This window comes from Janthinobacterium fluminis, assembly GCF_028595325.1.
GTDB classification, from domain to species: Bacteria; Pseudomonadota; Gammaproteobacteria; order Burkholderiales; family Burkholderiaceae_D; genus Janthinobacterium; species Janthinobacterium fluminis.
In genome coordinates, this window is record NZ_JAQQXR010000003.1 from 279,617 (window position 1) to 298,785 (window position 19,169).

The 19,169-nt window shown below is 68.4% G+C and carries 19 protein-coding genes; 10 read left to right on the forward strand and 9 right to left on the reverse strand.

What is annotated here, in order from left to right; genetic code table 11:
• Positions 1 to 29: 29 nt before the first annotated feature.
• Positions 30 to 956 carry a hypothetical protein gene (locus OIK44_RS09945; RefSeq protein WP_273670587.1) on the reverse strand — a complete coding sequence of 309 codons (927 nt, stop codon included), beginning with the start codon at positions 954 to 956 and terminating at the stop codon, positions 30 to 32.
• Between the two features lie 178 nt (positions 957 to 1,134).
• On the opposite strand from OIK44_RS09945, the gene OIK44_RS09950 reads away from it, so the two are divergent.
• The 8 genes from OIK44_RS09950 to OIK44_RS09985 all read left to right on the forward strand — a co-directional run bounded on the left by OIK44_RS09950 (position 1,135) and on the right by OIK44_RS09985 (position 9,258).
• A complete protein-coding gene (locus OIK44_RS09950) occupies positions 1,135 to 3,198 on the forward strand; it encodes a TonB-dependent receptor (RefSeq protein ID WP_273670588.1) in 2,064 nt (687 codons plus the stop codon).
• A 1-nt stretch (position 3,199) separates the two neighbouring features.
• The gene (locus OIK44_RS09955; RefSeq protein ID WP_273670589.1) at positions 3,200 to 4,207 is read left to right on the forward strand and encodes an ABC transporter substrate-binding protein; all 1,008 of its coding nucleotides are present in this window, start codon (positions 3,200 to 3,202) and stop codon (positions 4,205 to 4,207) included.
• Between the two features lies 1 nt (position 4,208).
• A complete protein-coding gene (locus OIK44_RS09960; protein WP_273670590.1) occupies positions 4,209 to 5,000 on the forward strand; it encodes an ABC transporter permease in 792 nt (263 codons plus the stop codon).
• Positions 4,997 to 5,755, forward strand: a complete 759-nt coding sequence (locus OIK44_RS09965; RefSeq protein ID WP_273670591.1) for an ABC transporter ATP-binding protein — start codon at positions 4,997 to 4,999, stop codon at positions 5,753 to 5,755. Before OIK44_RS09960 ends, OIK44_RS09965 begins: the two co-directional genes overlap by 4 nt.
• Complete coding sequence (locus OIK44_RS09970; RefSeq protein WP_273670592.1) at positions 5,748 to 6,950, forward strand: NnrS family protein; 1,203 nt, start codon at positions 5,748 to 5,750, stop codon at positions 6,948 to 6,950. The genes OIK44_RS09965 and OIK44_RS09970 overlap by 8 nt, the downstream gene beginning before the upstream one ends.
• 78 nt (positions 6,951 to 7,028) lie before the next feature.
• Positions 7,029 to 8,195 carry a PepSY-associated TM helix domain-containing protein gene (locus OIK44_RS09975; RefSeq protein ID WP_273670593.1) on the forward strand — a complete coding sequence of 389 codons (1,167 nt, stop codon included), beginning with the start codon at positions 7,029 to 7,031 and terminating at the stop codon, positions 8,193 to 8,195.
• A 99-nt stretch (positions 8,196 to 8,294) separates the two neighbouring features.
• Positions 8,295 to 8,717, forward strand: coding sequence for a PaaI family thioesterase (locus OIK44_RS09980; RefSeq protein WP_273670594.1), 423 nt, complete (start codon positions 8,295 to 8,297; stop codon positions 8,715 to 8,717).
• Positions 8,718 to 8,808: 91 nt separating this feature from the next.
• Positions 8,809 to 9,258 carry a group I truncated hemoglobin gene (locus tag OIK44_RS09985; RefSeq protein WP_273670595.1) on the forward strand — a complete coding sequence of 150 codons (450 nt, stop codon included), beginning with the start codon at positions 8,809 to 8,811 and terminating at the stop codon, positions 9,256 to 9,258.
• Positions 9,259 to 9,267: 9 nt separating this feature from the next.
• Here the strand turns inward: OIK44_RS09985 and OIK44_RS09990 are convergent, their stop codons facing one another.
• Positions 9,268 to 9,966 carry an anti-sigma factor gene (locus OIK44_RS09990; RefSeq protein ID WP_273670596.1) on the reverse strand — a complete coding sequence of 233 codons (699 nt, stop codon included), beginning with the start codon at positions 9,964 to 9,966 and terminating at the stop codon, positions 9,268 to 9,270.
• Positions 9,963 to 10,547, reverse strand: coding sequence for a sigma-70 family RNA polymerase sigma factor (locus OIK44_RS09995; protein WP_273670597.1), 585 nt, complete (start codon positions 10,545 to 10,547; stop codon positions 9,963 to 9,965). Before OIK44_RS09995 ends, OIK44_RS09990 begins: the two co-directional genes overlap by 4 nt.
• Positions 10,548 to 10,741: 194 nt before the next feature.
• On the opposite strand from OIK44_RS09995, the gene OIK44_RS10000 reads away from it, so the two are divergent.
• The gene (locus OIK44_RS10000) at positions 10,742 to 11,647 is read left to right on the forward strand and encodes a DUF3034 family protein (RefSeq protein WP_273670598.1); all 906 of its coding nucleotides are present in this window, start codon (positions 10,742 to 10,744) and stop codon (positions 11,645 to 11,647) included.
• Between the two features lie 8 nt (positions 11,648 to 11,655).
• Here OIK44_RS10000 and OIK44_RS10005 read toward each other — a convergent pair whose 3' ends face one another.
• From OIK44_RS10005 to OIK44_RS10025, 5 genes are all read right to left on the reverse strand, one after another.
• Complete coding sequence (locus tag OIK44_RS10005) at positions 11,656 to 12,177, reverse strand: TlpA family protein disulfide reductase (protein ID WP_273670599.1); 522 nt, start codon at positions 12,175 to 12,177, stop codon at positions 11,656 to 11,658.
• A gap of 89 nt (positions 12,178 to 12,266) precedes the next feature.
• Positions 12,267 to 12,893 carry a BON domain-containing protein gene (locus OIK44_RS10010; protein WP_420213841.1) on the reverse strand — a complete coding sequence of 209 codons (627 nt, stop codon included), beginning with the start codon at positions 12,891 to 12,893 and terminating at the stop codon, positions 12,267 to 12,269.
• Between the two features lie 28 nt (positions 12,894 to 12,921).
• Entirely contained in the window at positions 12,922 to 13,518 is a 597-nt protein-coding gene (locus OIK44_RS10015; RefSeq protein ID WP_273670601.1) for a phosphoheptose isomerase, read from the reverse strand.
• 56 nt (positions 13,519 to 13,574) lie between these two features.
• The gene (locus tag OIK44_RS10020; protein WP_273670602.1) at positions 13,575 to 13,934 is read right to left on the reverse strand and encodes a YraN family protein; all 360 of its coding nucleotides are present in this window, start codon (positions 13,932 to 13,934) and stop codon (positions 13,575 to 13,577) included.
• 7 nt (positions 13,935 to 13,941) lie between these two features.
• Positions 13,942 to 15,171: a penicillin-binding protein activator gene (locus tag OIK44_RS10025; protein WP_273670603.1), complete on the reverse strand. Its 1,230-nt coding sequence runs from the start codon at positions 15,169 to 15,171 to the stop codon at positions 13,942 to 13,944.
• A 58-nt stretch (positions 15,172 to 15,229) separates the two neighbouring features.
• Between OIK44_RS10025 and rsmI the strand changes: the two genes are divergently transcribed.
• Positions 15,230 to 16,141, forward strand: a complete 912-nt coding sequence (rsmI, locus tag OIK44_RS10030) for a 16S rRNA (cytidine(1402)-2'-O)-methyltransferase (RefSeq protein WP_273670604.1) — start codon at positions 15,230 to 15,232, stop codon at positions 16,139 to 16,141.
• Between the two features lie 315 nt (positions 16,142 to 16,456).
• On the opposite strand, the gene OIK44_RS10035 is transcribed toward rsmI, so the two are convergent.
• Entirely contained in the window at positions 16,457 to 19,048 is a 2,592-nt protein-coding gene (locus tag OIK44_RS10035) for an MXAN_6230/SCO0854 family RING domain-containing protein (RefSeq protein WP_273670605.1), read from the reverse strand.
• Between the last annotated feature and the right edge of the window lie 121 nt (positions 19,049 to 19,169).

Consider the following 19,169-nt stretch of genomic DNA (forward strand, 5'->3'; position numbering starts at 1 on the left):
TGCCAAGGCTGGCAAACCGGCGGCTACTGCTATTTCTTGAACGGCCAAATCATTTCCCCCGAAAGGCAGCAGACCAGTCGGCGATTGTCGGCATGGAAAAGGCTCGGGTCTGACGCGTCTTGGGTGCCGACGAAGAAAATCCATCCCTTGGCCAGCTTGTTTTTCTTGGCATCCTCGCGAGCCTCTTCGCGCGTTGTTTCAAATTCCGTCATCAGCGTGCCTCTGCGCGATTGGCTCCAGTCCGACCAGTTCACGCGGAGCCTGCACAGGATCTTATACGTGCCTTTTTCCTCATCCCATTCCCCTGAGTTGAGAGTCAGTTCGTAATAGTTATCCGAGACGACCGGATCGGCAGTCCAACGAATGGCCGCATAAAACAGGCGCGTCGGGGATTCGAGCGGCTCCGGTTTCTTGCGGCTGCTCAAGTGCGAAAAAATACGCGCATACGTGCTGCCGGGAACGCTTGGAATCTGAAGCGGCAGGAATTCGCGGTCTTTTGGGAAATTCATGAACGTGCGGCACATCGGGCGGATGGTCTTTACGGTGTGCCCGTGGTGCCTTCTTAATCCTTCGCCATTTTTCCCGCCACGGCTACGTGGCTTGTCTTCAGCTTGTCCTTCAGGCAACCCATTGCCGTTTGCCTGGGCGGGACGTTCGTCAGTGAGCGTCAATCTGTTCGGGAACGGGAGAGGAAACCCTTCGGGCGTGCCGACCCGCTCCTTTTTGCCCCTGCTGACGATCTTCTCCTGGCCATCTATGTCGCAGTCGATATGCTTATTGGAGGGGCCCAGCGTGAAATAGGGACGCTTCTTGTTGCGCGCCTTGTCGAACGATGCTGGGAATACCTGCGTGGCGCAGCCCCGGCAGATATAGGCTTCGCTATCAACCGTGTCCATGCCCCAAAGCTCTTCCGCTTCGACCAGTTCGTAGCTGTGCTTGTTGCGCGCAGTATCCAATTTCCCTCTAGACTTTTATGATAGTTGCAGTATTGCAATGTGCGGTATTTCTACTGGTTTGACAAGCGTTCCCGGTAATCCTTCCTCGCCTTTCTCCAAAAGCTTGATCTGGCTCAATTACAAATGATTCTCATTTGCACTAGTATGGGTTCTGCCATATCATTCATCGAGAATTTCCATGTCAGTCACACCGCGCCCGTTCACGACGGGTCTGCTTGCCAGTTGCGCCCTGCTGTCCTCCGCCCCCCTATTTGCCCAGGATGTTGCCCCCGCCGGCGCCGTGGCGCTGCCCGCGCTGACCGTCACCGCCAAGGGTTACGCCGGCGATGAGCTGGAAACGCCGCTGGCGACGAACGCCGTCAGCGGCGAGCAGATGCTGGCGAGCGGCGCCAACAATCCCGGCGAGGCGCTGCGCGGCTTGCCGGGGCTGGCCGTCGCCAGCGACGGCGCGCAGGGCCAGAACCCCGTCATCCGCGGCTTGAAGAAGGAGAGCGTGGTGCTGCTGGTCGACGGCATGCGCCTCAATTCGGCGCAGCCGGCCGGCGCCGTCGCGTCCTTCATGTCGCTGGGCTTGGCGGAGCGGATCGAAGTCGTCAAGGGGCCGGCGTCGGTGCTGTACGGCACCGGCGCGCTGGGCGGGGCGATCAATGTGCTGATGCCGCAGGCGACGTTCGCGCCCGGCGTGCATGTGCGCGCCGCCGCCAGCGTCGACAGCGCCAGCTCGGGCGTGCGCGGCACCACCGTCGTGCAGGCGGCGCGCGGCGACCACGCCGTCATGGCCGGCGCTTCGCTGGCGCGCATCGGCGACTACCGCGGCGCGTCCGGCACGGTGCCGCGCACCGCCTACGACGCCGACAGTTTCATCGGCCAGTACCGCTTCCGCATCGACGCCGCCCAGCAGTTGCGCGTCTCCTTGCAGCGCCACACGGACAAGAATGTCTGGTATCCCGGCTCGGCCAAGCCGGGCACGCCGGCCGCGCTCGGCACGGTGACGGTGCATTCGCCGACGCAGACGCGCTCGCTGGCCGAGGTCGGCTACAGCCGCAAGGGCGGCGCCGGCGCGCTGGTGGACCTGGATGTGCGCGCCTACCGGCAGCAGGTGCGCCGGGTGGTGCAAGCCTACGCCAGCGGCATCGGCCGCGAGCAAAGCGACACGGATGTCAGTTTTGTCACCGACGGCGTGGACGCCCGCGCCAGTTGGCTGGCCGGCCCCGCGCATTTTCTCTCTGTCGGCGTCAACGCCTGGCAAATGCAGGCGTCGCCGCAGCGCTATCTGAATAATAATCCGCCGCGCTTCAACAACCATGTGCGCAACGATCCCTTCACGGACGGCCGCATCGACGCGCTCGGCGTGTATCTGCAGGACGATATGCGCTTCGGCAAGCTCAATGTGTTGGCCGGCGTGCGCCACGACACGGTCAAGGGCGAGGCCGCCGCCGTCAACAACGGCGCGCAGAAGAGCGGCCTGTCGCGCCGCGACGGCGCCAGTTCCGGCAGCCTGGGCGTGATTTATGAGGTGGCGCCGCTGCTGCGCCCGTATGCGAATCTGTCGCGCGCCTTCCGCGCCGGCGAGATGCGCGAGCGTTTCGAGTCGTCGCCGCGCGGCGACGGTTATTACTACGCCGGCAATCCGCAGATCAAGCCCGAGTATGCGCGGCAGTTTGAACTGGGCGTGAAGGGGGCCGGCGCCGTTGCCGATTATGCGCTGGCCGCCTACCGCACGGAGATCAGCGACTTCATTTCCGGCCGGGTCAACGGCGCCGTGCTGGCCGGCCTGCCCGTGAAGCAGACGGAAAATATCGGCCGCGTGCGTTTGACGGGCGTCGAGGCGCAGGGGCGCTGGCAGTTCGCCGCCGGGCAGTGGGCCAGCGCCGCGTTTTCGCGCGTGCGCGGCGACAACCTGGATTTGAACGAGGCGCTGTTCCAGATGCCGGCCGACGAGTTGTCGCTGGGCTGGAAGGGCAGCGTCGCGGCCGGCTGGAGCGCCGACGCGGCCTTGCGTCTGGTGGCGCGGCAGGACCGGGTCGCCAAGCTGTATTCGCGCGGCACGGAGAATGCCAGCGCCGGCTTCGCCACGGCCGATATCGGCGCCACCTACGCCTGGCGCGGCCAGAGCGTGCGCGTGGCGCTGAAAAACCTGGCCGGCAAGGCTTACCACGAGCATCTGGCCGAGGGTTTGTCGGGACGGGAAATCGAGGCGCCCGGGCGCAGCCTGATGGCCAGCTGGCAAGGAGGCTTTTGATATGGGCGCCGTGACGCGCGCGCTGCTGGCGCTGGCCCTGGCGGCCGCGGCCGGCATGGCCCAGGCCGGCAAGCTGCCGAAGCTGGTGCTGGCCGGCCCGTATGCGGGGGTGTCTTTTCCGTTGATGCATATGGTCGATAGCGGCGCGCTGGCCGATCTGGCCGATCGGGTCGAGTTCGTGGCCTGGCGCGACCCCGACCAGCTGCGCGTGCTGGCGCTGGACGGCAAGGCCGATATCGTCGCGATGCCGAGCACCGTCGCGGCGAATCTGTACAACCGCGGCAGCAAGCTGGCTTTGCTGAACGTGGCCAGCTGGGGCACGCTGTGGATGGTGTCGCGCGACGCCGGCTTGAAGACGCTGGCCGACTTCAAGGGCAAGGAGGTGGCCATGCCCTTCCGCGCCGACATGCCGGACATCGTCTTCGGCGTGCTGGCCGAGCGCCAGGGCCTCGACGTGCGCAAGGATTTCCGCCTGCGCTATGTCGCTTCGCCGCTGGACGCCATGCAGTTGCTGCTGACGCGGCGCGTCGACCACGTGCTGCTGTCGGAGCCGGCCGTGTCGATGGCCTTGCGCAAGAGCCGCTCCTTCCCCTTGAGCGCCGTGGCGCCGGACATCCACCGCAGCGTCGATTTGCAGCAGGAGTGGGGCCGCCTGTTCAAGCGCGAGGCGCGCATTCCGCAGGCCGGCATCGCCGCGCTCGGCAAGGCCAAGGATGACGCCGCGCTGACGGCGCGCGTGCTGGCCGCGTATGCGGCGTCGGAGAAGTGGTGCGCCGGGCATGCCGACGCCTGCGGCGCGCTGGTGGCCAAGTACGCGTCCGTGCTGTCGGCCGAGGCGGTGGCGGACGCGGTCCGCTCGGCCCCCGGCACGGCCGTCACGGCCCAGAGCGCGCGCCCCGAGCTGGAGGCGTTTTACCGCGTGTTGCTGGGCAAGCAGCCGGCCCTGCTGGGCGGCAAGCTGCCGGACGCCGCATTCTACGGCGGCGCGGCGCCGCCGGCGCAGAAGTAAGATGAAGCGCTGGCGCGACGCCCCGGCCGCCATCCTCTCCTATTTATGGAGCGGCTGGGGCGCGGTCGCCAGCCTGTGCCTGTTCTTCGCGCTGTGGGAATGGGGCGGGCAAGTGTGCGGGCCGCTGGTCTTGCCCGGCCCGCGCGCCGCGTTCGCCACGCTGGCCGGCATGATTGCGACGGGCGAGGCGTGGCCGGAGCTGGCCGTGACGGCGCGCCGGGCGCTGGGCGGCCTGGCGCTGGCGGTGGCCGCCGGCAGCGTGCTCGGCGTGCTCGCCGGCATGTCGATGACGGCGGCGATGGTGGCGCGCCCCCTCGTCACGCTGCTGGTCGGCATGCCGCCCATCGCCTGGCTGGTGCTGGCGCTGCTGTGGTTCGGCGCCGGCGACGCCACGCCCGTGTTCACCGTTTTCGTCGCCTGCTTCCCGCTGGTCTTCGTCGGCGCGCTGCAGGGCGCGCGCACGCTCGACGGCCAGTTGAAGGACGTGGCCCGGGCCTACCGCCTGCCGCTGCGCATGACCTTGCTCGACGTCTACCTGCCCCACGTCGTCTCCTACCTGTTCCCCGCCTGGATCACGGCGCTCGGCATGTCGTGGAAGATCGCCGTCATGGCCGAGCTGCTGGCCAGCGCCGACGGCGTCGGCGCGGCGCTGGCCGTGTCGCGCGCGCACCTGGACACGGCCACCTCGCTGGCCTGGATAGTCGCCGTGCTGGGCCTGCTGCTGGGCGTCGAATATCTGCTGTTGGAACCCATCAAGCGCCACGTCGAGCGCTGGCGCCAGGCGAACCCATGAAAAAACTCACTGTACGCGGGCTGAGCCACCATTTCGCCCTCACCGAAGTGCTGGCCGGCGTCGACCTCGACCTGTTCCCGGGCGAGTCCGTCGCCCTGGTCGGGCCTTCCGGCTGCGGCAAGACCACGCTGCTGAACCTGGTCGCCGGCCTGCTGCCGCACGGCGCGGGCCGCATCGCCAACGGCTACACCAGCGTCGGCTGCGTGTTCCAGCAGGCGCGGCTGCTGCCGTGGAAGAATGCGCGCGACAACATCGCCCTCGGCCTGAAGGCGCGCGGCGTCGACGCGGCCGCGCGGGCGCGCCGCGCCGACGCGCTGGGGCTGCAACTGGGCCTGGACGGCGATGACCTCGACAAGTATCCGCACGCGCTGTCCGGCGGCATGCAGAGCCGGGTCGCGCTGGCCCGCGCGCTGGCGCTGGAGCCGGACTTGCTGCTGCTCGACGAGGCGTTCGCCGCGCTCGACGTCGGCCTGAAGGCGGAGCTGTACGCCCTGCTGCTGGCGCAGCTCGGGGCCGGCGGCTGCGCCGTGCTGATGATTACCCACGACCTGATGGAGGCGGTGCGGCTGGCCGACCGCATCCTGATGATGGCGCCGGCGCCGGGACGCATCGTGCGCGAGTTCCGCCTCGACCGGCCCAAGCCCGCCCGGGACGACGCCTGGGTCTACCGCACCACCGGCGAACTGATGCAGGCGCCCGAGGTGCGCGCCGGTTTCGGGCTGGCGCCGGCGGCCGGAGGGATGCGCTGTGCCTAAGTTCGCCAACCATCCGCTGCTGCTGTGCGGCTTCCGCCCCTTCTTCCTGTACACGGCCGGCTATGCCGTGCTGGCGCTGGGCGTCTGGCTGTTGCTGTTGTCCGGCCTGCTGCCGGCGCCCGACCTGGCCGGCGGCCTGCCGGCCTGGCACGCGCACGAGATGATTTACGGTTTTGCGATGGCCTCGGTGGCCGGCTTCCTGCTGACGGCCGTGCCGGAGTTCACGGGCGGGGCCGGCTTCGGCCGGAAGCGGCTGCTGGGCCTTGCCCTGCTGTGGCTGGGCGCGCGCCTGGCCTTCGGCCTGTCCGCCTGGCTGGGCGTGTGGCCGGCGGCCCTGTGCAACCTGGGGCTGAGCGCCGTGCTGCTGGCCACGCTGGCGCCGCCGATCTGGCGCGATCCGGGGCGGCCGCAGATGAGTTTCCTGTACGCGCTGGCCGCCCTCGGCCTGCTGGAGGCCGGCTTCTTCGTCGCCGGCGCGCGCGGCACGGCGGCGATGCCGTGGATGTACGCGGCCAACGGCGTGGCGATGATACTGATCGTCGCCACCGTCAGCCGCATCTCCATGCGCATCGTCAATGGCGAGGGCGCCGGCGCCGGCTATCTGGCGCGGCCGCCGCGGCGCAATCTGGCCACCTGGAGCATCGCGCTGTGCACGGCGGCCGAATTCTTCCTGCCGGGCAGCCCGGTGGCGGGCTGGCTGGCGCTGGCCGCCGCCGCCGCCATCCTGAACCTGCTCAACGACTGGCACATCGGCCGCGCGCTGCTGCAGCGCTGGGCGCTGATGCTATACCTCGTGTACTGGCTGATGGCGGCCGGGTATGCCGTGATGGGCGCCAGCCTGCTGCTCGACGGCGCGCTGGTGTCGGCCGGGCGGCATGTGCTGATGGCCGGCGCGATGAGCCTGGCCATCTTCACCGTGATGTGCATCGCCGGGCGCAACCACGCCGGCTATGCGCTGGAGCGGCGCCTGTGGGTCGTGGCGGCCGCTTGCGCCATCGTCGCGGCGGCGCTGCTGCGCGTGGCGGCGGCGCGCGCCCCCGCCCTGCTGGCGCTGGCCGGCCTCGTGTGGATGGGCGGCTTCGCGCTGTATCTGGCCCATTCCTGGCGCATCCTGTCCGGGCCGAGGCCGGACCGGGCCGACGGCTGCGACGGTCCGGTGCGCGCCGTCGCCGAGGCCAGCGATTTCGCCTGCTGAGGGCGGCGCCTTTTTTCGATCGCGCCTGCCGTTCATGGTATCTTCCGTGGCTGTCGTTTCCATGCAAAGAGCAGTGTCATGAATGTGAAGTCGGGTAAGCAGTTCGTCGCCAAGCTGCATCTGTATATCGGCCTGTGGCTGGGCGGCGTCTTCGTCGTGCTGGGCCTGACCGGCACGGCCATCGCCTGGCTGCCGGAGCTGGACGCCGCGCTCAATCCCGCATTGCTGCAGTCCGTGCCGCGTTACGCCGGCGCGCCCTTCCAGGTCACGTCGCGCACGGTGCAGGAGGTCGTCGAGCGGCTCAGCGGCGATACGGCCTATGGCCGGCCGGCCCAGCTGAACACCCCGGCCGATGGCCACGATGTCTACGTCGCCTATTACCGCGTGCCGCCGGCGGCCGGCGCCGGCCCCGCCACGCAGACGCGGCTGCGCCAGGTGATGCTCGACGCCGATACGCTGCAGGTCAAGGGCGAGCGCGAATGGGGCAGTTACGGCCTGTCGCGCCCGCTGCTGATGCCGACCTTGTTCCATTTGCACCGCTACCTGCTGTCCGGCGAGGTCGGCAAGATATTGACTGGTATCACCGGCGTGGCCTTGCTGGCGCTGGCGTTCAGCGGCCTGGTGCTGTGGTGGCCACGGCCGAACTGGCAGGCGCTGCGGCGCGCGCTGCGCATTTCCTACGGCGGCTCGTGGCCGCGCCTGCATTATTCCCTGCATAAGACGAGCGGCTTCTTCGCCGCTCCGGTGCTGGCCGTGCTGGCGTTTTCCGGCATCTACATGAATCTGCCGCAGATGGTGTTGCCGGTCGTCGGCATGCTGGCGGAGCTGTCGCCCGGCGATAAGGTGAGCAATGCCGCGCCCGGCGCCCATATCACGCCCGGCGCGGCGATGGCGGCGGCGCAGGCGCTGTATCCGAATGGCCGGGTGTCGCGCATCGCGCTGCCGGCGCAAGCGGGGCTGCCCTATGAAATCCGGGTGCGCCAGCCGGACGAGGTGGCGAAAGGCGACGGCGCCACCCGCGTGACGCTCGACGCCGTCAGCGGCAAGCTGCTGCGCGTGCGCGATCCCTTGCTGGCGCCGGGCGGCGAGCGCTTTCTCGGCTGGCAGTATCCGCTGCATAGCGGCCAGGCTTTTGGCGCGCCGGGACGGGCCTTCATCAGCGTCTTCGGGCTGCTGCCGCTGGGGTTTTTCCTGACGGGCGTGCTGATCTGGATGAAGCGCCGGCCCGCGGCCAGGAAGCGCTGACCGCTTCCCCGCCGGCGCCGGAAGGTTTGGCGAATAGTTGCTATCATCTGCGTCTGGCCAAAGCCGCGTCCGCCCGACGCGACCATTACTTGAGATGATATGACCGCAACGACCTTTACCCCCGCCTATTTCAACGAACTCAGCGTCGGCACGCTGCCGGCCCACATGGGCATCGTCATCACCGCCATCGGCGAGCGCACCCTGAGCGCGCACTTCGAGGTCGCGCCGCACCTGCTGGCGCCGAACGGCTATCTGCACGCCGGCAGCGTCGTCACGCTGGCCGACACGGCTTGCGGCTATGGCTGCATCGCCAAGCTGCCCGCCGGCGCCGCCAATTTCACGACGGTCGAGTTGAAGTCGAACCACCTGGGCACGGCCCGCGAGGGCGTCGTCGTCTGCACGGCGACGCTGGTGCATGGCGGCCGCACCACGCAGGTGTGGGATGCCGTCGTGTCGGACCAGGCCAGCGGCAAGACCATCGCGCTGTTCCGTTGCACGCAGATGATCCTGTATCCGAAGTAAGCCGGCGCGGCGGCGCGCCCGGGATCGCGCCGCCACCGGCTGAACGTGCTAGCCTTGTAGCGGGCAGCAAACGCCGGGGCGGGAGATGACTATGCGTAAACACATCAAAAAATGGGCCGGCATCGCCGTGCTGCTGGCCTCGACGCAGGCGCAGGCGCAAACGCCGTACACGGACGATGCCACCTACCGGGGCCTTGGCGCCAAAGCGGGCATCGACAGGATAGTCCACACCTTGATACCGCTGATCCAGGCTGACGCGCGCATCAGCGAAAGTTTCCAGGACAGCGATATGCTGCAACTGGCCGAGCGCCTGGCCGAGCAATTGTGCGAATTCAGCGGCGGGCCGTGCAAATACACGGGCAAATACAAGGGCAAGGATATGGAGTCGGTGCACATCGACCTCAAAATCAGCAATGCCCAGTTCAACGCGCTGGCCGAGGATTTGCAGATTGCCATGGAGCGCAACGGCATCGCCGCCGCCGTGCAAAACAAGCTGATCGCCAAGCTGGCGCCGATGCAGCGCGCCATCGTCACGCGCTAGGGCGCGCGCCTACAGCCTCACCCAGTTGCCCTTGTACAGAATCGGCCCGCTCGGCCCGTTCGGGTCCGGCGAGCCGCCCTTCGGCTCCAGGCTGACGGCCAGCAAGGCGACGTCGGGGCCCAGCGCCCGCTCGGACAGCGCCAGCCGCACGCTGCCGCGGTCGGCCAGCAAGCCCAGCGAACGGGGATTGCCGCGCGTCGGCACGGCCCACAGTTGCAGCGTCTTGTCGGCGGCCACGGGCGCGCCGCCCAGCACGCGCACGTCGAGCGCGCCGTGGCGGCGGTCGGCCGTCAGCAGCAGTACCGCGCGGGCCTGCCCGTCGCTGAGCGTGGCGACATAACTGATCTGCGGCGCATTCAGCGTCGTCGTCACCAGCGCCAGCGCCAGCAGCGCGGCGGCGGCGCTGGACGCCGCGCCCAGCCCGCGCCAGAACGCCAGCGACTGGCTGCGCCAGAATTGCCAGGCCGGCGCCGCGCGCAGGTGCAGGCGCCGCTCGATGTCGCGCCACACCTGGCGCGGTGGCGCCACCGGCGCGGTGAATTCGGCCATCGGCGCCAGGCGCCGCTGCCACTCGGCGGTGGTGTTGCGCAAATCCGCGTCCTGCAGCAACCAGCCCTCGAAGCGGCGGCGCGCGCCGCCCTTGAGCGTGCCCAGCACATATTCGGCGGCCAGTTTTTGCCGCAAGGGAGCGTTGCCGCGAATGTTCATGGCTGCTCCCGCGCCGCCAGGCAGGTGCGCAGGCGCTCCAGGCCGCGGCGTATCCAGGTCTTGACGGTGCCGACCGGCAGCGCCATCTGCTGCGCCACCTCGCTGTGCGACAAGTCGTGGAAATAGGCCAGCGCGATCACCTGCCGGTGCAGCCCTTCCAGCGCCGCCATGCAAAAGGCCAGCGCCTTCGCGTCGCCGCTCATTTGCAGCGCCTCGATCGGCGTGGCCTGGGGATCGTGTAATGCGTTCATGACTTCGCTATCAAATTGTTCGGCGTCGATTTCCACCGCGTCTGCGCTGCGCCGCAACAGGTCGAAAGCCTTGTTGCGCACGATGGTCGCCATCCACGTCAGCGGCGCGGCCAAATGGCTCTGGTAGGTGGCGGCGTGGTTCCAGACGGCGACGAAACCCTCTTGCAAGGCTTCTTCCGCGAGCTCTTGCTTATGCAATATACGCAGCGCGAAGCCGAACAGTTTCGCCGACGTGGCGTCGTAGAGCTGGCGGAAGGCGGCGGCATCGCGTTTCCCGACGGCGAGCAGCCAGGTTTTCAGTTGCTGCGGATCGGCTTGTCTGGTATCCATAAACGCGGCTTGGGCTGCGGTCGGTGAAAAGGGAGAAGCAAACTGGAGGGTATACCAAGTTCGCCGCGCCGGCTTGCCCGGTGTTGACGTTCGCCCACAAACGGGCAATTGGCCCTGGAAAGTTTCGCCCGTTTCGGTCAAGCTGTGTTGATACGCAACAAACACCACAATCTGCCCAGGCAGCGGGGGGAAGGATGCGACAAGCGGAGCGTTTGGCGGGCCTGGGCGGCGCGTTGCTGGCGGGCGCGCTGCTGTGCGCCGACGCCGCCGCGCAACCGGCGGCGCCCGACTTGGGCAAGTTGCTCGCCACGGGCGGCGTCAGCCAGTTGGAGGGCGCGGGCGGCGGCGGCATCACGCCGTGGGCGCTGATCACCGGCTACGGCAGCCGCGACAGCTACGGCGCGAACGCCCATTACACGGCTGTGCGCAGCCAGGACTACGGCCTCGATGCCTACGGCGTGGCGGTGGGCCTCGCCGACCGCGTCGAGCTGTCGCTGGCGCGCCAGCAGTTCCGTGGCAGCCTGGCGCCGCTGGCGCAACTGCGCATCCAGCAGGACATCGTCGGCGTCAAGCTCAGGCTGGCCGGCGACGCCGTCTACGACCAGGACCGCTGGCTGCCGCAGATCGCCGTCGGCGCCATGTACAAGCGCAACCGCGGCGTCGGCGGCCTGGGCGCGCTGGGCGTCGGCAATGTCCGGCAACTGGGGGCGAAGGACGACCGCGGTGTCGACTATTACGTCGCCGCGACGAAAATCCTGTTTGAATACAGTCTGTTATTGAACGGCACCCTGCGCGCCACCAAGGCCAACCAGATGGGCATACTCGGTTTCGGCGGCGACCGGGGCGACAACTACCAGGCGATGGCCGAGGTGTCGGCGGCCTATCTGATCAACCGCAAGCTGGCGGCCGGCGTCGAGTACCGGCGCAAGCCGCACAACCTGGGCGTGGACCGCGAAAAGGCTTACTACGACGTGTTCCTGGCGTATTTCCCCAACAAGCATGTGTCGGTGACGGCGGCTTACGCCGTGCTGGGCGACATCACGGTGTTCAATCCGCAGCGCCAGCACGGCTGGTACCTGTCCTTGCAGACGGGGTTTTGAGGCTGGGCTCAGCCCTGCAGGGCCTGTTCCAGCAGCTTGTGCAGCGCGGCGAACTCCGGCTCGCCGACGTAGCGCTTGATGATTTTGCCCTGTTTGTCGATGACGAAGGTGGTCGGCGTCAGCGCCACGTCGCCGTAGGCCTTGGCCGCTTCGCCGGAGACGTCGATGGCGACCTTGAACGGCAGTTGGCGCGTTTCGGCGTAGTTGACGACGTAGTTGGCGGGGTCGTATTTCATCGCCACGGCGACGAATTCCAGGCCCTGCGCCTTGTACTTATTGTACGTTTCGACCATTTTCGGCATCTCGGCGATGCAGGTGGTACACGAGGTGGCCCAGAAATTCACCATCACGACCTTGCCCTGCAGGCTTTGCGGCGTGATTTTCTCGCCCTTGATGCCGATGAAGGTCACTTCGGGGGCGCTGGTGCGCGTGTTCAGCGAAAAGTAGGCGGCGGCGCCCATCGCGGCAAGCGCGACGACGGCGATGGCCGGCTTGATCCAGGATGGCGAGGCGGTGGTGGTGGCGGACATGGGATTCTCGGGCGATATTCGACGGATGCACGGATTATAGCCCGGCCGGCTTAAGCCGGCCTTAGAGCCGGCCGGGCCGGCCCGCGGCCTTACTGGCTTTTCGCGGCCGGCGCCGGGTCCGGCTGCAGGCGCTTCAGTTCTTCTTCGCTGATGTAGTCGAACAGCTTGACCACTTTCTGCACGCCGCCGACGCCGCGCGCGACGTCGCTGCCGATGCTGCCTTCGCGCTGGGTCACGCGGCCCATCATGTAGACCGTGCCGCGCTCCGTCACCACCTTGAAGGAGTTGGCGGAGATGGTTTTCATGTCGACCAGGCTGGCCTTGACCTTGGTGGTGACCAGCGCGTCGCTGGAGCGCGAGGTGAAGCTCGACGGGCCGGCGATTTCCAGCTCGTTGGCGACGCCCTGCACGCCCTCGATGGCGCGCACTTCGCGCTCGACGGCGGCCTTCATCGCCTCGTCGCGCACCTCGCCGGTCAGCAGCACGCGGCGGTTGAAGCTGGCGACGTTGACGTGGCCGGCCTCGCCGACGATGTTCGGCACCCGCACCTCGCCCTTCAGGGTGATGGACTTGTCCTCGGTCTGCGCGCCGAAGGTGCGCCGGTCCGCCGCCGCGACGGTGCCCATGACGGCGCCGCCGATGACCATTTCGACGCAACCCGACAGCGTGGCAAGCATGGTTCCGCACAACAGCGCGGTGGCCAGGGGGCGTTGCATGCGCGACCAGCGTGGGCCTGCGGCGTAATCAGTCATTCGCGTCTCCTCCGAACAGCGCGACGTCGATGCCGTCGCAGATGCAGTGTATGGTTGTTAAATGGACTTCCTGGATGCGCGCGGTGCGCTCGGCCGGCACGCAGATGTGCACGTCGGCGTCCGTCAGCATCTTGCCGATGGCGCCGCCGCCCTTGCCGGTCAGCGCCACGACGCGCATTTCCCGCTCCAGCGCCGCCTCGATCGCCGCCATCACGTTGGCCGAATTGCCCGACGTCGAGATGGCCAGCAGGATGTCGCCGGCCTGGCCGAAGGCCTGCACCTGTTTCGAGAAGATCTCGCGGTAGCTGTAGTCGTTGCCGACGGCCGTCAGGATCGAGGTGTCGGTGGCCAGCGACAGGGCCGGCAGCGGAAAGCGCTCGCGCTCGAAGCGCCCGACCAGCTCGGCGGCGAAATGCTGGCAGTCGGCGGCGGAACCGCCGTTGCCGCAGGCCAGGATCTTGTTGCCGTTGGAGAGGGCGGAAAACATCAGGTCGACCGCCTCCATGATCGGATGCGCCAGTACGGTGGCGGACTGGATTTTGAGTTCGGCACTTTCGTGGAAGTGCGCCAGGATGCGTTGATTGTTCATAGCTGCCGATTATAGTGCAGGCGCGGGCCGCGGCGGGCAAGCACTGTTAAATATGCTTACACTTCGATGGCGTTGACCAGCCAGGACAGCGCGCCGGCGTCGATGGCGACGACGTCGAAGCGGCACGGCGGCAGGGTTGCCAGGCGCAGCAGATAGACCTGGGCGGCGACCACCAGGCGGCGGCGCTTGGCCGGCGTGATGCTGGCGGCGGCGCCGCCGTGGCTGGCGCCGCCGCGCTGGCGCACCTCGACGAACACCAGGCCGCCCCGTTCGCGCATGATCAGGTCGATTTCGCCGCCCTTGCAGCGGAAATTGCGCTCGACCAGGGTCAGGCCGTGCGCCAGCAGGTGGGCCAGCGCGGCGTCCTCGCCGGCCCGGCCCAGGCGCTGCTTGTCGCTGAGGCGGCCGGCCGGCATGGCGGCGTCAGGGCGCCGTCGCCGGCAGCGGCGCCAGCACGCCGTTCTTATACGTGGCCGTCTGCTCGACGCGCTCGAACTGGGCCGCGCCCTGGCCGAAGCTGATGGCCAGCTTGCCCGTCACGCCGTCGAGCGTGAAGCGCGAGGCCGGATGCAGGGCGATTTCGCGGGCGACCCGGAAGGCGTCGATGCCGAGCGCGTACAGGCGCTCCATGTCGGCCGTCGGCCGGCGCCCGTCGCCGCCCAGCGGCTGCGGATACACCATCACGGCCGGATGGTCGCGCTGCACCTGCCACGGCAGGTCGAGCAGGCGCACGCCGTCCATCGCCGGGCCGGCCTCGCCGCGCCCGGCGCCCGGGTTCAGCGAGGAGGTGCCGTACAGGGGCAGGTCGGCGCCTAGGGCGACGCGCAACTGGCGCGCCTGGTCGGCGTCGAGGGCGGCGAACAGCAGGCCGGGCGGGTGCGCCTGGACGCGCGCGCGCAGCTGCACCAGCTCGCTGTCGCTGAGGTAGCCGTTGAGCGCGCTCATGTCGACGTTGTCGGCGCTGCGGCCGAGGCGCTGCCACTGCGCGGCGAAGGCGGCGGCGATGCGGCGCTGCCAAGGCGCGCTGCCCGTCAGGATCAGCGCGCGGGCGCCGGGCTGCTCGGCGGCGGCCCAGGCGGCCGCCTGGCGCGCCTCGTCCTCGATCGACAGGCCCATGGCCAGCATGGCCGGCGGCAGCGCCGTCTCGGCGGCCGTGCCGCGCCCTTCCGGATAATTCAGCGCGATGGTCGGCTTGCGCACCAGCGCGCTGGCGGCGACGGCCGTGACGGCCGAGCGCGCCAGCGGGCCGACCAGGATGTCGTGCTGTTCCTGCGCCTGGGCGTAGCTGGCCAGCGCGTCCTGCGCGGCCTCGCCGCTGTCGATGACGCTGACGGCGAAACCGTCGCGGTCGCGTTCGTAGGCGGCCATGAAGCCGGCGCGCAGCGATGCGGCGGCCTGGCCCAGCGTGTCCGAGCGCAGCGGCAGCAGCAGGCCGATGCGCACCGGCGCGCCGTTGCGGGCGGCGGCCGGCGCGGTCCTGGCCGGCGGCGCCGCCAGGTCGGGGCTGTCGACGCGGAAGGTCTGGGCCGGCGCTTCCGCCGCCTCGGCCGCGGCCGCCGGGACGGCGCGCGGCGCCGGTGCGCTTGTAATTGACGAGATAGGCGCGCACAATCGGCCGGGTGCGTCGCACGGCGTGCTGCAAGCGCTTATCATTGCGATTGCCGTACCGGACAGCATTACCTTTACACTTTTAGCTAGCATTCCACCCCCAATGACCGCACAAGAATCCAGTTCCATCGCCACCCTGCCCGTGATGGCGGAGGCAGCTCTCCAAGCCTATCCTAGCGCAACATTGTACGTAGTGGCGACCCCGATCGGCAATGTCACCGATATTAGCTTGCGCGCGTTACATGTTTTGACCCTGGTCAATGCCGTCGCCTGCGAGGATACCCGCAACACGGCCCACCTGATGACGCGCTTCGGCCTGAACAAGCCGCTGATCGCGGCGCACCAGCACAACGAGCGCGAAGTGGCCGAGGTGCTGATCGCCCGTTTGCTGGCCGGCGAGCGCATCGCGCTGGTGTCCGACGCCGGCACGCCGGCCGTGTCCGACCCGGGCGCGCGCATCGTCGACGCGGTGCGCGCGGCCGGCCTGCGCGTGCTGCCGCTGCCGGGCGCGTCGGCGGCCGTGACGGCGCTCTCCGCCAGCGGCCTGGTCAACGACCAGTTCTATTTCGTCGGCTTTTTGCCGGCCAAGGCCAAGCAGCGCGACAACATGCTGCAGAGCCTGCGCACGGTCAGCGCGACCATGGTGTTTTATGAAGCGCCGCACCGCATCCTCGACTGCGCGGTGGCGCTGGAGGCCGCGTTCGGGCCGGCCCGCCAGGTGGTGTTCGCGCGCGAGCTGACCAAGATGTTCGAGGAAATCCACCGCTGCCCGCTGTCCGAGGCGGCGGCGTGGATCGGCGCCGACCCGCACCGCGAAAAAGGCGAGTTCGTCGTGCTGCTGGAAGGCGCGACGGCGGCCCAGGACGCCGAAGAGGCCGAGGCCGAGCGCATCCTGGCGATCCTGCTGGGCGAATGCAGCGTCAAGCAGGCCGCCAGCCTGGCGGCGCAGATCACCGGGCGCAAGAAGAACGCCCTGTATGAGCGGGCGCTGCAGATGAAGGACGAAGCGGCGTAAGCGTTGGGGTCTGACCCGTTTTTTGGGTCTGACCCCGGCTTTTTAGCGTAACAGCCGGGGTCAGACCCCGAAAGGCCGGGGTCAGACCCCTGGTGATCTACGCGATCAGATCGGCGGCCGACAGCGTGGCGGCCGCAATGCCCGCCTTCAGCGCGTAAACGGCGCTTTGCGCCAGGCGCAAGAAGAGCGTCCTATAAATGAAGGACGAAGCGGCGTAAGCGTTGGGGTCTGACCCGTTTTTTGGGTCTGACCCCAGCTTTTTGGCGTAACAGCCGGGGTCTGACCCCGAAAGGCCGGGGTCAGACCCCTGGCGGTCTACGCGATCAGATCGGCGGCCGACAGCGTGGCGGCCGCAATGCCCGCCTTCAGCGCGTAAACGGCGCTTTGCGCCGGCAGCTCGACGTCCGCCGTCAGCAGCGCCGCAAACACGGGCCGTTGCGGCGCCGGCCGGTAGTGTTCCAGCCGCTGGCCGGCGCCGCCGCGCAGCCGCTCCAGGAACGCCAGATTGTCCTCGCCGTCGTGACGCGCCACGGCCCGCATCGCGCCTGCGCCGCGCAGGACCACGCGTCCGCCCCTGGCGGCCGCGTGCAGCAAAGCCAGGTCATACATCGAAGTGCGCACCCCGCTGCCAAAATAGCCCATCATGGCCGGGCAGATCGTGGTGATCGCGGAATTCGAGGTGGCCACGTTGTTGAAGGCGAACTCGCCCTGCGAGTACACGTCGAGCCAATGCAGGCGGTTTTCGCGCAGGTCGAACACCATCGGCATGAAAATGCCGTTGCCGCCCTGTAGGTCGAATTTCAGTTCGACGCTGCGCGGATCGAAGTGCTCGCCGTGGACGTCGTCGCGGAACATGACGCCGGCAAAGGCGCGCTCCAGGTCTTCGAATGCCATGCCGTTGTAGTTGTTCAGCACGGCGACGGCATAGCGCACGCCCTCGCGCCGCGCCAGTTCGCAGTCGAGGTCGATAAATTCTGTGGCCCCTTCCGGGAACGGCGCGTCCTGCAGGTCGCCGGCGCTGGTGGCGATGGCCTGGCCATCCGCCGCGAGGAATTTGTGCTGGTAGTAGGAGCAGGTGCCCTGGTGCTGCCACTGCTCGTCGTAGAAGCCGACCGAGAGGTCGAGGTCGGTGCGGCTGCCGCCCTTTTCCGGTTCGCACCAGTGCAGGAACAGCCGCGCCGTCTTGCCCGCGGCGACGGCCAGCGTCGAGCCGCGCGGCAGCTGGATCGCCGAACGGCTGGCGCTGCGCTCATTGAATGGCGCGACGATGTCTTGCAGCGCCGTGTCGATGAGGAAGTCGTCAAAGGGCGGCAGCGCGGCGAAGCGTTCCAGCAGCACGGTTTCGACCGCCGCGACGGCGCGGCGTATCGCCTCGTCCGACAGGGGCGCCCGGTGGTCCGGCCGGAACACGCCTTTCGACACTTTCCCCTTGGGCCAGAAGATGCGCGTCGCCGCCGGCGCCGCGCGCGTCGGCAGCAGCGCGCGCAGGGTCAGCAGCACCGGCGTGGCAAAGCGCGGCGCGGCGCGCGCGAACGCGGCCATCAGCTCGTCGACGGCCGGGCCATCCGCATCGGCCACGCGCAGGGCATGGTCGAAGCGGCGCGCCAGCTCGCCGGGGCGCTGCCGCAGCAGGGCCGTCATCGCGCGCGGGTCCTGGCGCGCGGCCGCCAGCTCCAGTTGCGCGTAGTAGTTGCGGAAAACCGGCGCTGGCGTGCCGTCCGGCGCTTTGGTGCGGACGATGTCGAAGGCCAGCGCCACCTGCGGATAGCGCTGGCGGTATTCGCCGGGATGCAAGAATTCGCCCAGCCAGACCCAGTAGGAGCGATGCCTGAGCATGTCTTCGGTGAGGGAGTCGGGCCGCAGATTTTCCATGAAGGCCAGCAGCGCGCGGCGCAGGGGCCGGCCCAGCTTGGCCACCTTGAAGCGGAACAGGCGCACCGGCAGGTCGATGCTGCTCTGGCGCGACCAGTAGGAGTCGGCCGTGAACCAGTTCTGGTACTTGGGCAGGTGGCGGATCTCCGCCACCGCGCGTTTGCGCAGCTCGGTATGCCCTTGCAACGAGGGGTCGGCGCCCGAGTAGGCGGCGACGAGGCGCAGCACGTCGTTGGCCGTGCCCATGTGGCGCGCCGCCGCCGCCATGACGGCGGCCGGGTCGGCGTCCTGCAGCAGCGTGCCGAAGACCAGCGCGATGTTTTCGCGCACGGGTATCTCGTCAGGCAGCCAGGGCAGCGCGCGCAGGCCATAGGCGCGCAGCAGGACCAGCAAGGCGTCCCTGTCGACGGGCGACAGCGCCTGCTTGCGGGTGCACAGGGCGAGCAACAGCTCTTGCGCCGCGTCGTCGAGCGACGCGCCGAGGTCGAGCAGTTTCAGGCGCACCGTTTCCTTCGGCAGCGTCAGGCCGGGCGCCGGTTTGAAGAAGGCGTTGTTGCGGTCGACATGCCGTTCGCATACGGGGCAGGCCGAGTAATTGGCGCCGTCGTAGCAGGCGTCGCACACCACATGGCGGCAGGGATTGAGCACGTGGGTCGTGCCGGTCCTGCCGCAGTGCAGGCAGGGCTGATCCTGCGCCTGCATGAAATGGCTCAGCACCTTTCTGCACCACAGCTCGAAGGTGTCGTCGGGGATGTTGTCCGGGAATTGGCGGAACAGCGGCATGTGCACGTGGTTCGCGCCGACGTCTTCCAGCACCACCGCGCGGATGCCGGCCTGGATGGCGCTCAGATGTTGCGCCGGTAGGCTTTGCAGGCGCGCCCGCAGGCGGGTGGAGACGGCGTAGCCGATCGCGGCCAGGTTGATGTCGAATGCCTCCATCAGCGACGCGGGCAGCGTCTCCCCGCCGGCGTCGACGAACAGCGTGGCCTGGCGGCGCAAAAACAGGGTGTGCAATGGGGAGAATTCTGGAATCACGGCCGCTCCAAGCGAAAAAAAACGGAAGAAGGCTTGGCCATCATCCGTTCTTGAAAAAGGTGAGAAGGAAAGCGGTCAGACTGATTGGGAGGTAGAAGGAAGTCCGACCTGAGCCTTCTCA

Excerpts from the sequence above, each read along its gene's own strand:
- OIK44_RS09950 (WP_273670588.1), top strand. The coding sequence starts at position 1,135 with ATGTCAGTCACACCGCGCCCGTTCACGACGGGTCTGCTTGCCAGTTGC.
- OIK44_RS09955 (WP_273670589.1), top strand. The coding sequence starts at position 3,200 with ATGGGCGCCGTGACGCGCGCGCTGCTGGCGCTGGCCCTGGCGGCCGCG.
- OIK44_RS09960 (WP_273670590.1), top strand. The coding sequence starts at position 4,209 with ATGAAGCGCTGGCGCGACGCCCCGGCCGCCATCCTCTCCTATTTATGG.
- OIK44_RS09965 (WP_273670591.1), top strand. The coding sequence starts at position 4,997 with ATGAAAAAACTCACTGTACGCGGGCTGAGCCACCATTTCGCCCTCACC.
- OIK44_RS09975 (WP_273670593.1), top strand. The coding sequence starts at position 7,029 with ATGAATGTGAAGTCGGGTAAGCAGTTCGTCGCCAAGCTGCATCTGTAT.
- OIK44_RS09980 (WP_273670594.1), top strand. The coding sequence starts at position 8,295 with ATGACCGCAACGACCTTTACCCCCGCCTATTTCAACGAACTCAGCGTC.
- OIK44_RS09985 (WP_273670595.1), top strand. The coding sequence starts at position 8,809 with ATGCGTAAACACATCAAAAAATGGGCCGGCATCGCCGTGCTGCTGGCC.
- OIK44_RS09990 (WP_273670596.1), bottom strand. The coding sequence starts at position 9,966 with ATGAACATTCGCGGCAACGCTCCCTTGCGGCAAAAACTGGCCGCCGAA.
- OIK44_RS09995 (WP_273670597.1), bottom strand. The coding sequence starts at position 10,547 with ATGGATACCAGACAAGCCGATCCGCAGCAACTGAAAACCTGGCTGCTC.
- OIK44_RS10000 (WP_273670598.1), top strand. The coding sequence starts at position 10,742 with ATGCGACAAGCGGAGCGTTTGGCGGGCCTGGGCGGCGCGTTGCTGGCG.
- OIK44_RS10005 (WP_273670599.1), bottom strand. The coding sequence starts at position 12,177 with ATGTCCGCCACCACCACCGCCTCGCCATCCTGGATCAAGCCGGCCATC.
- OIK44_RS10010 (WP_420213841.1), bottom strand. The coding sequence starts at position 12,893 with ATGCAACGCCCCCTGGCCACCGCGCTGTTGTGCGGAACCATGCTTGCC.
- OIK44_RS10015 (WP_273670601.1), bottom strand. The coding sequence starts at position 13,518 with ATGAACAATCAACGCATCCTGGCGCACTTCCACGAAAGTGCCGAACTC.
- OIK44_RS10020 (WP_273670602.1), bottom strand. The coding sequence starts at position 13,934 with ATGCCGGCCGGCCGCCTCAGCGACAAGCAGCGCCTGGGCCGGGCCGGC.
- OIK44_RS10025 (WP_273670603.1), bottom strand. The coding sequence starts at position 15,171 with ATGATAAGCGCTTGCAGCACGCCGTGCGACGCACCCGGCCGATTGTGC.
- rsmI (WP_273670604.1), top strand. The coding sequence starts at position 15,230 with ATGACCGCACAAGAATCCAGTTCCATCGCCACCCTGCCCGTGATGGCG.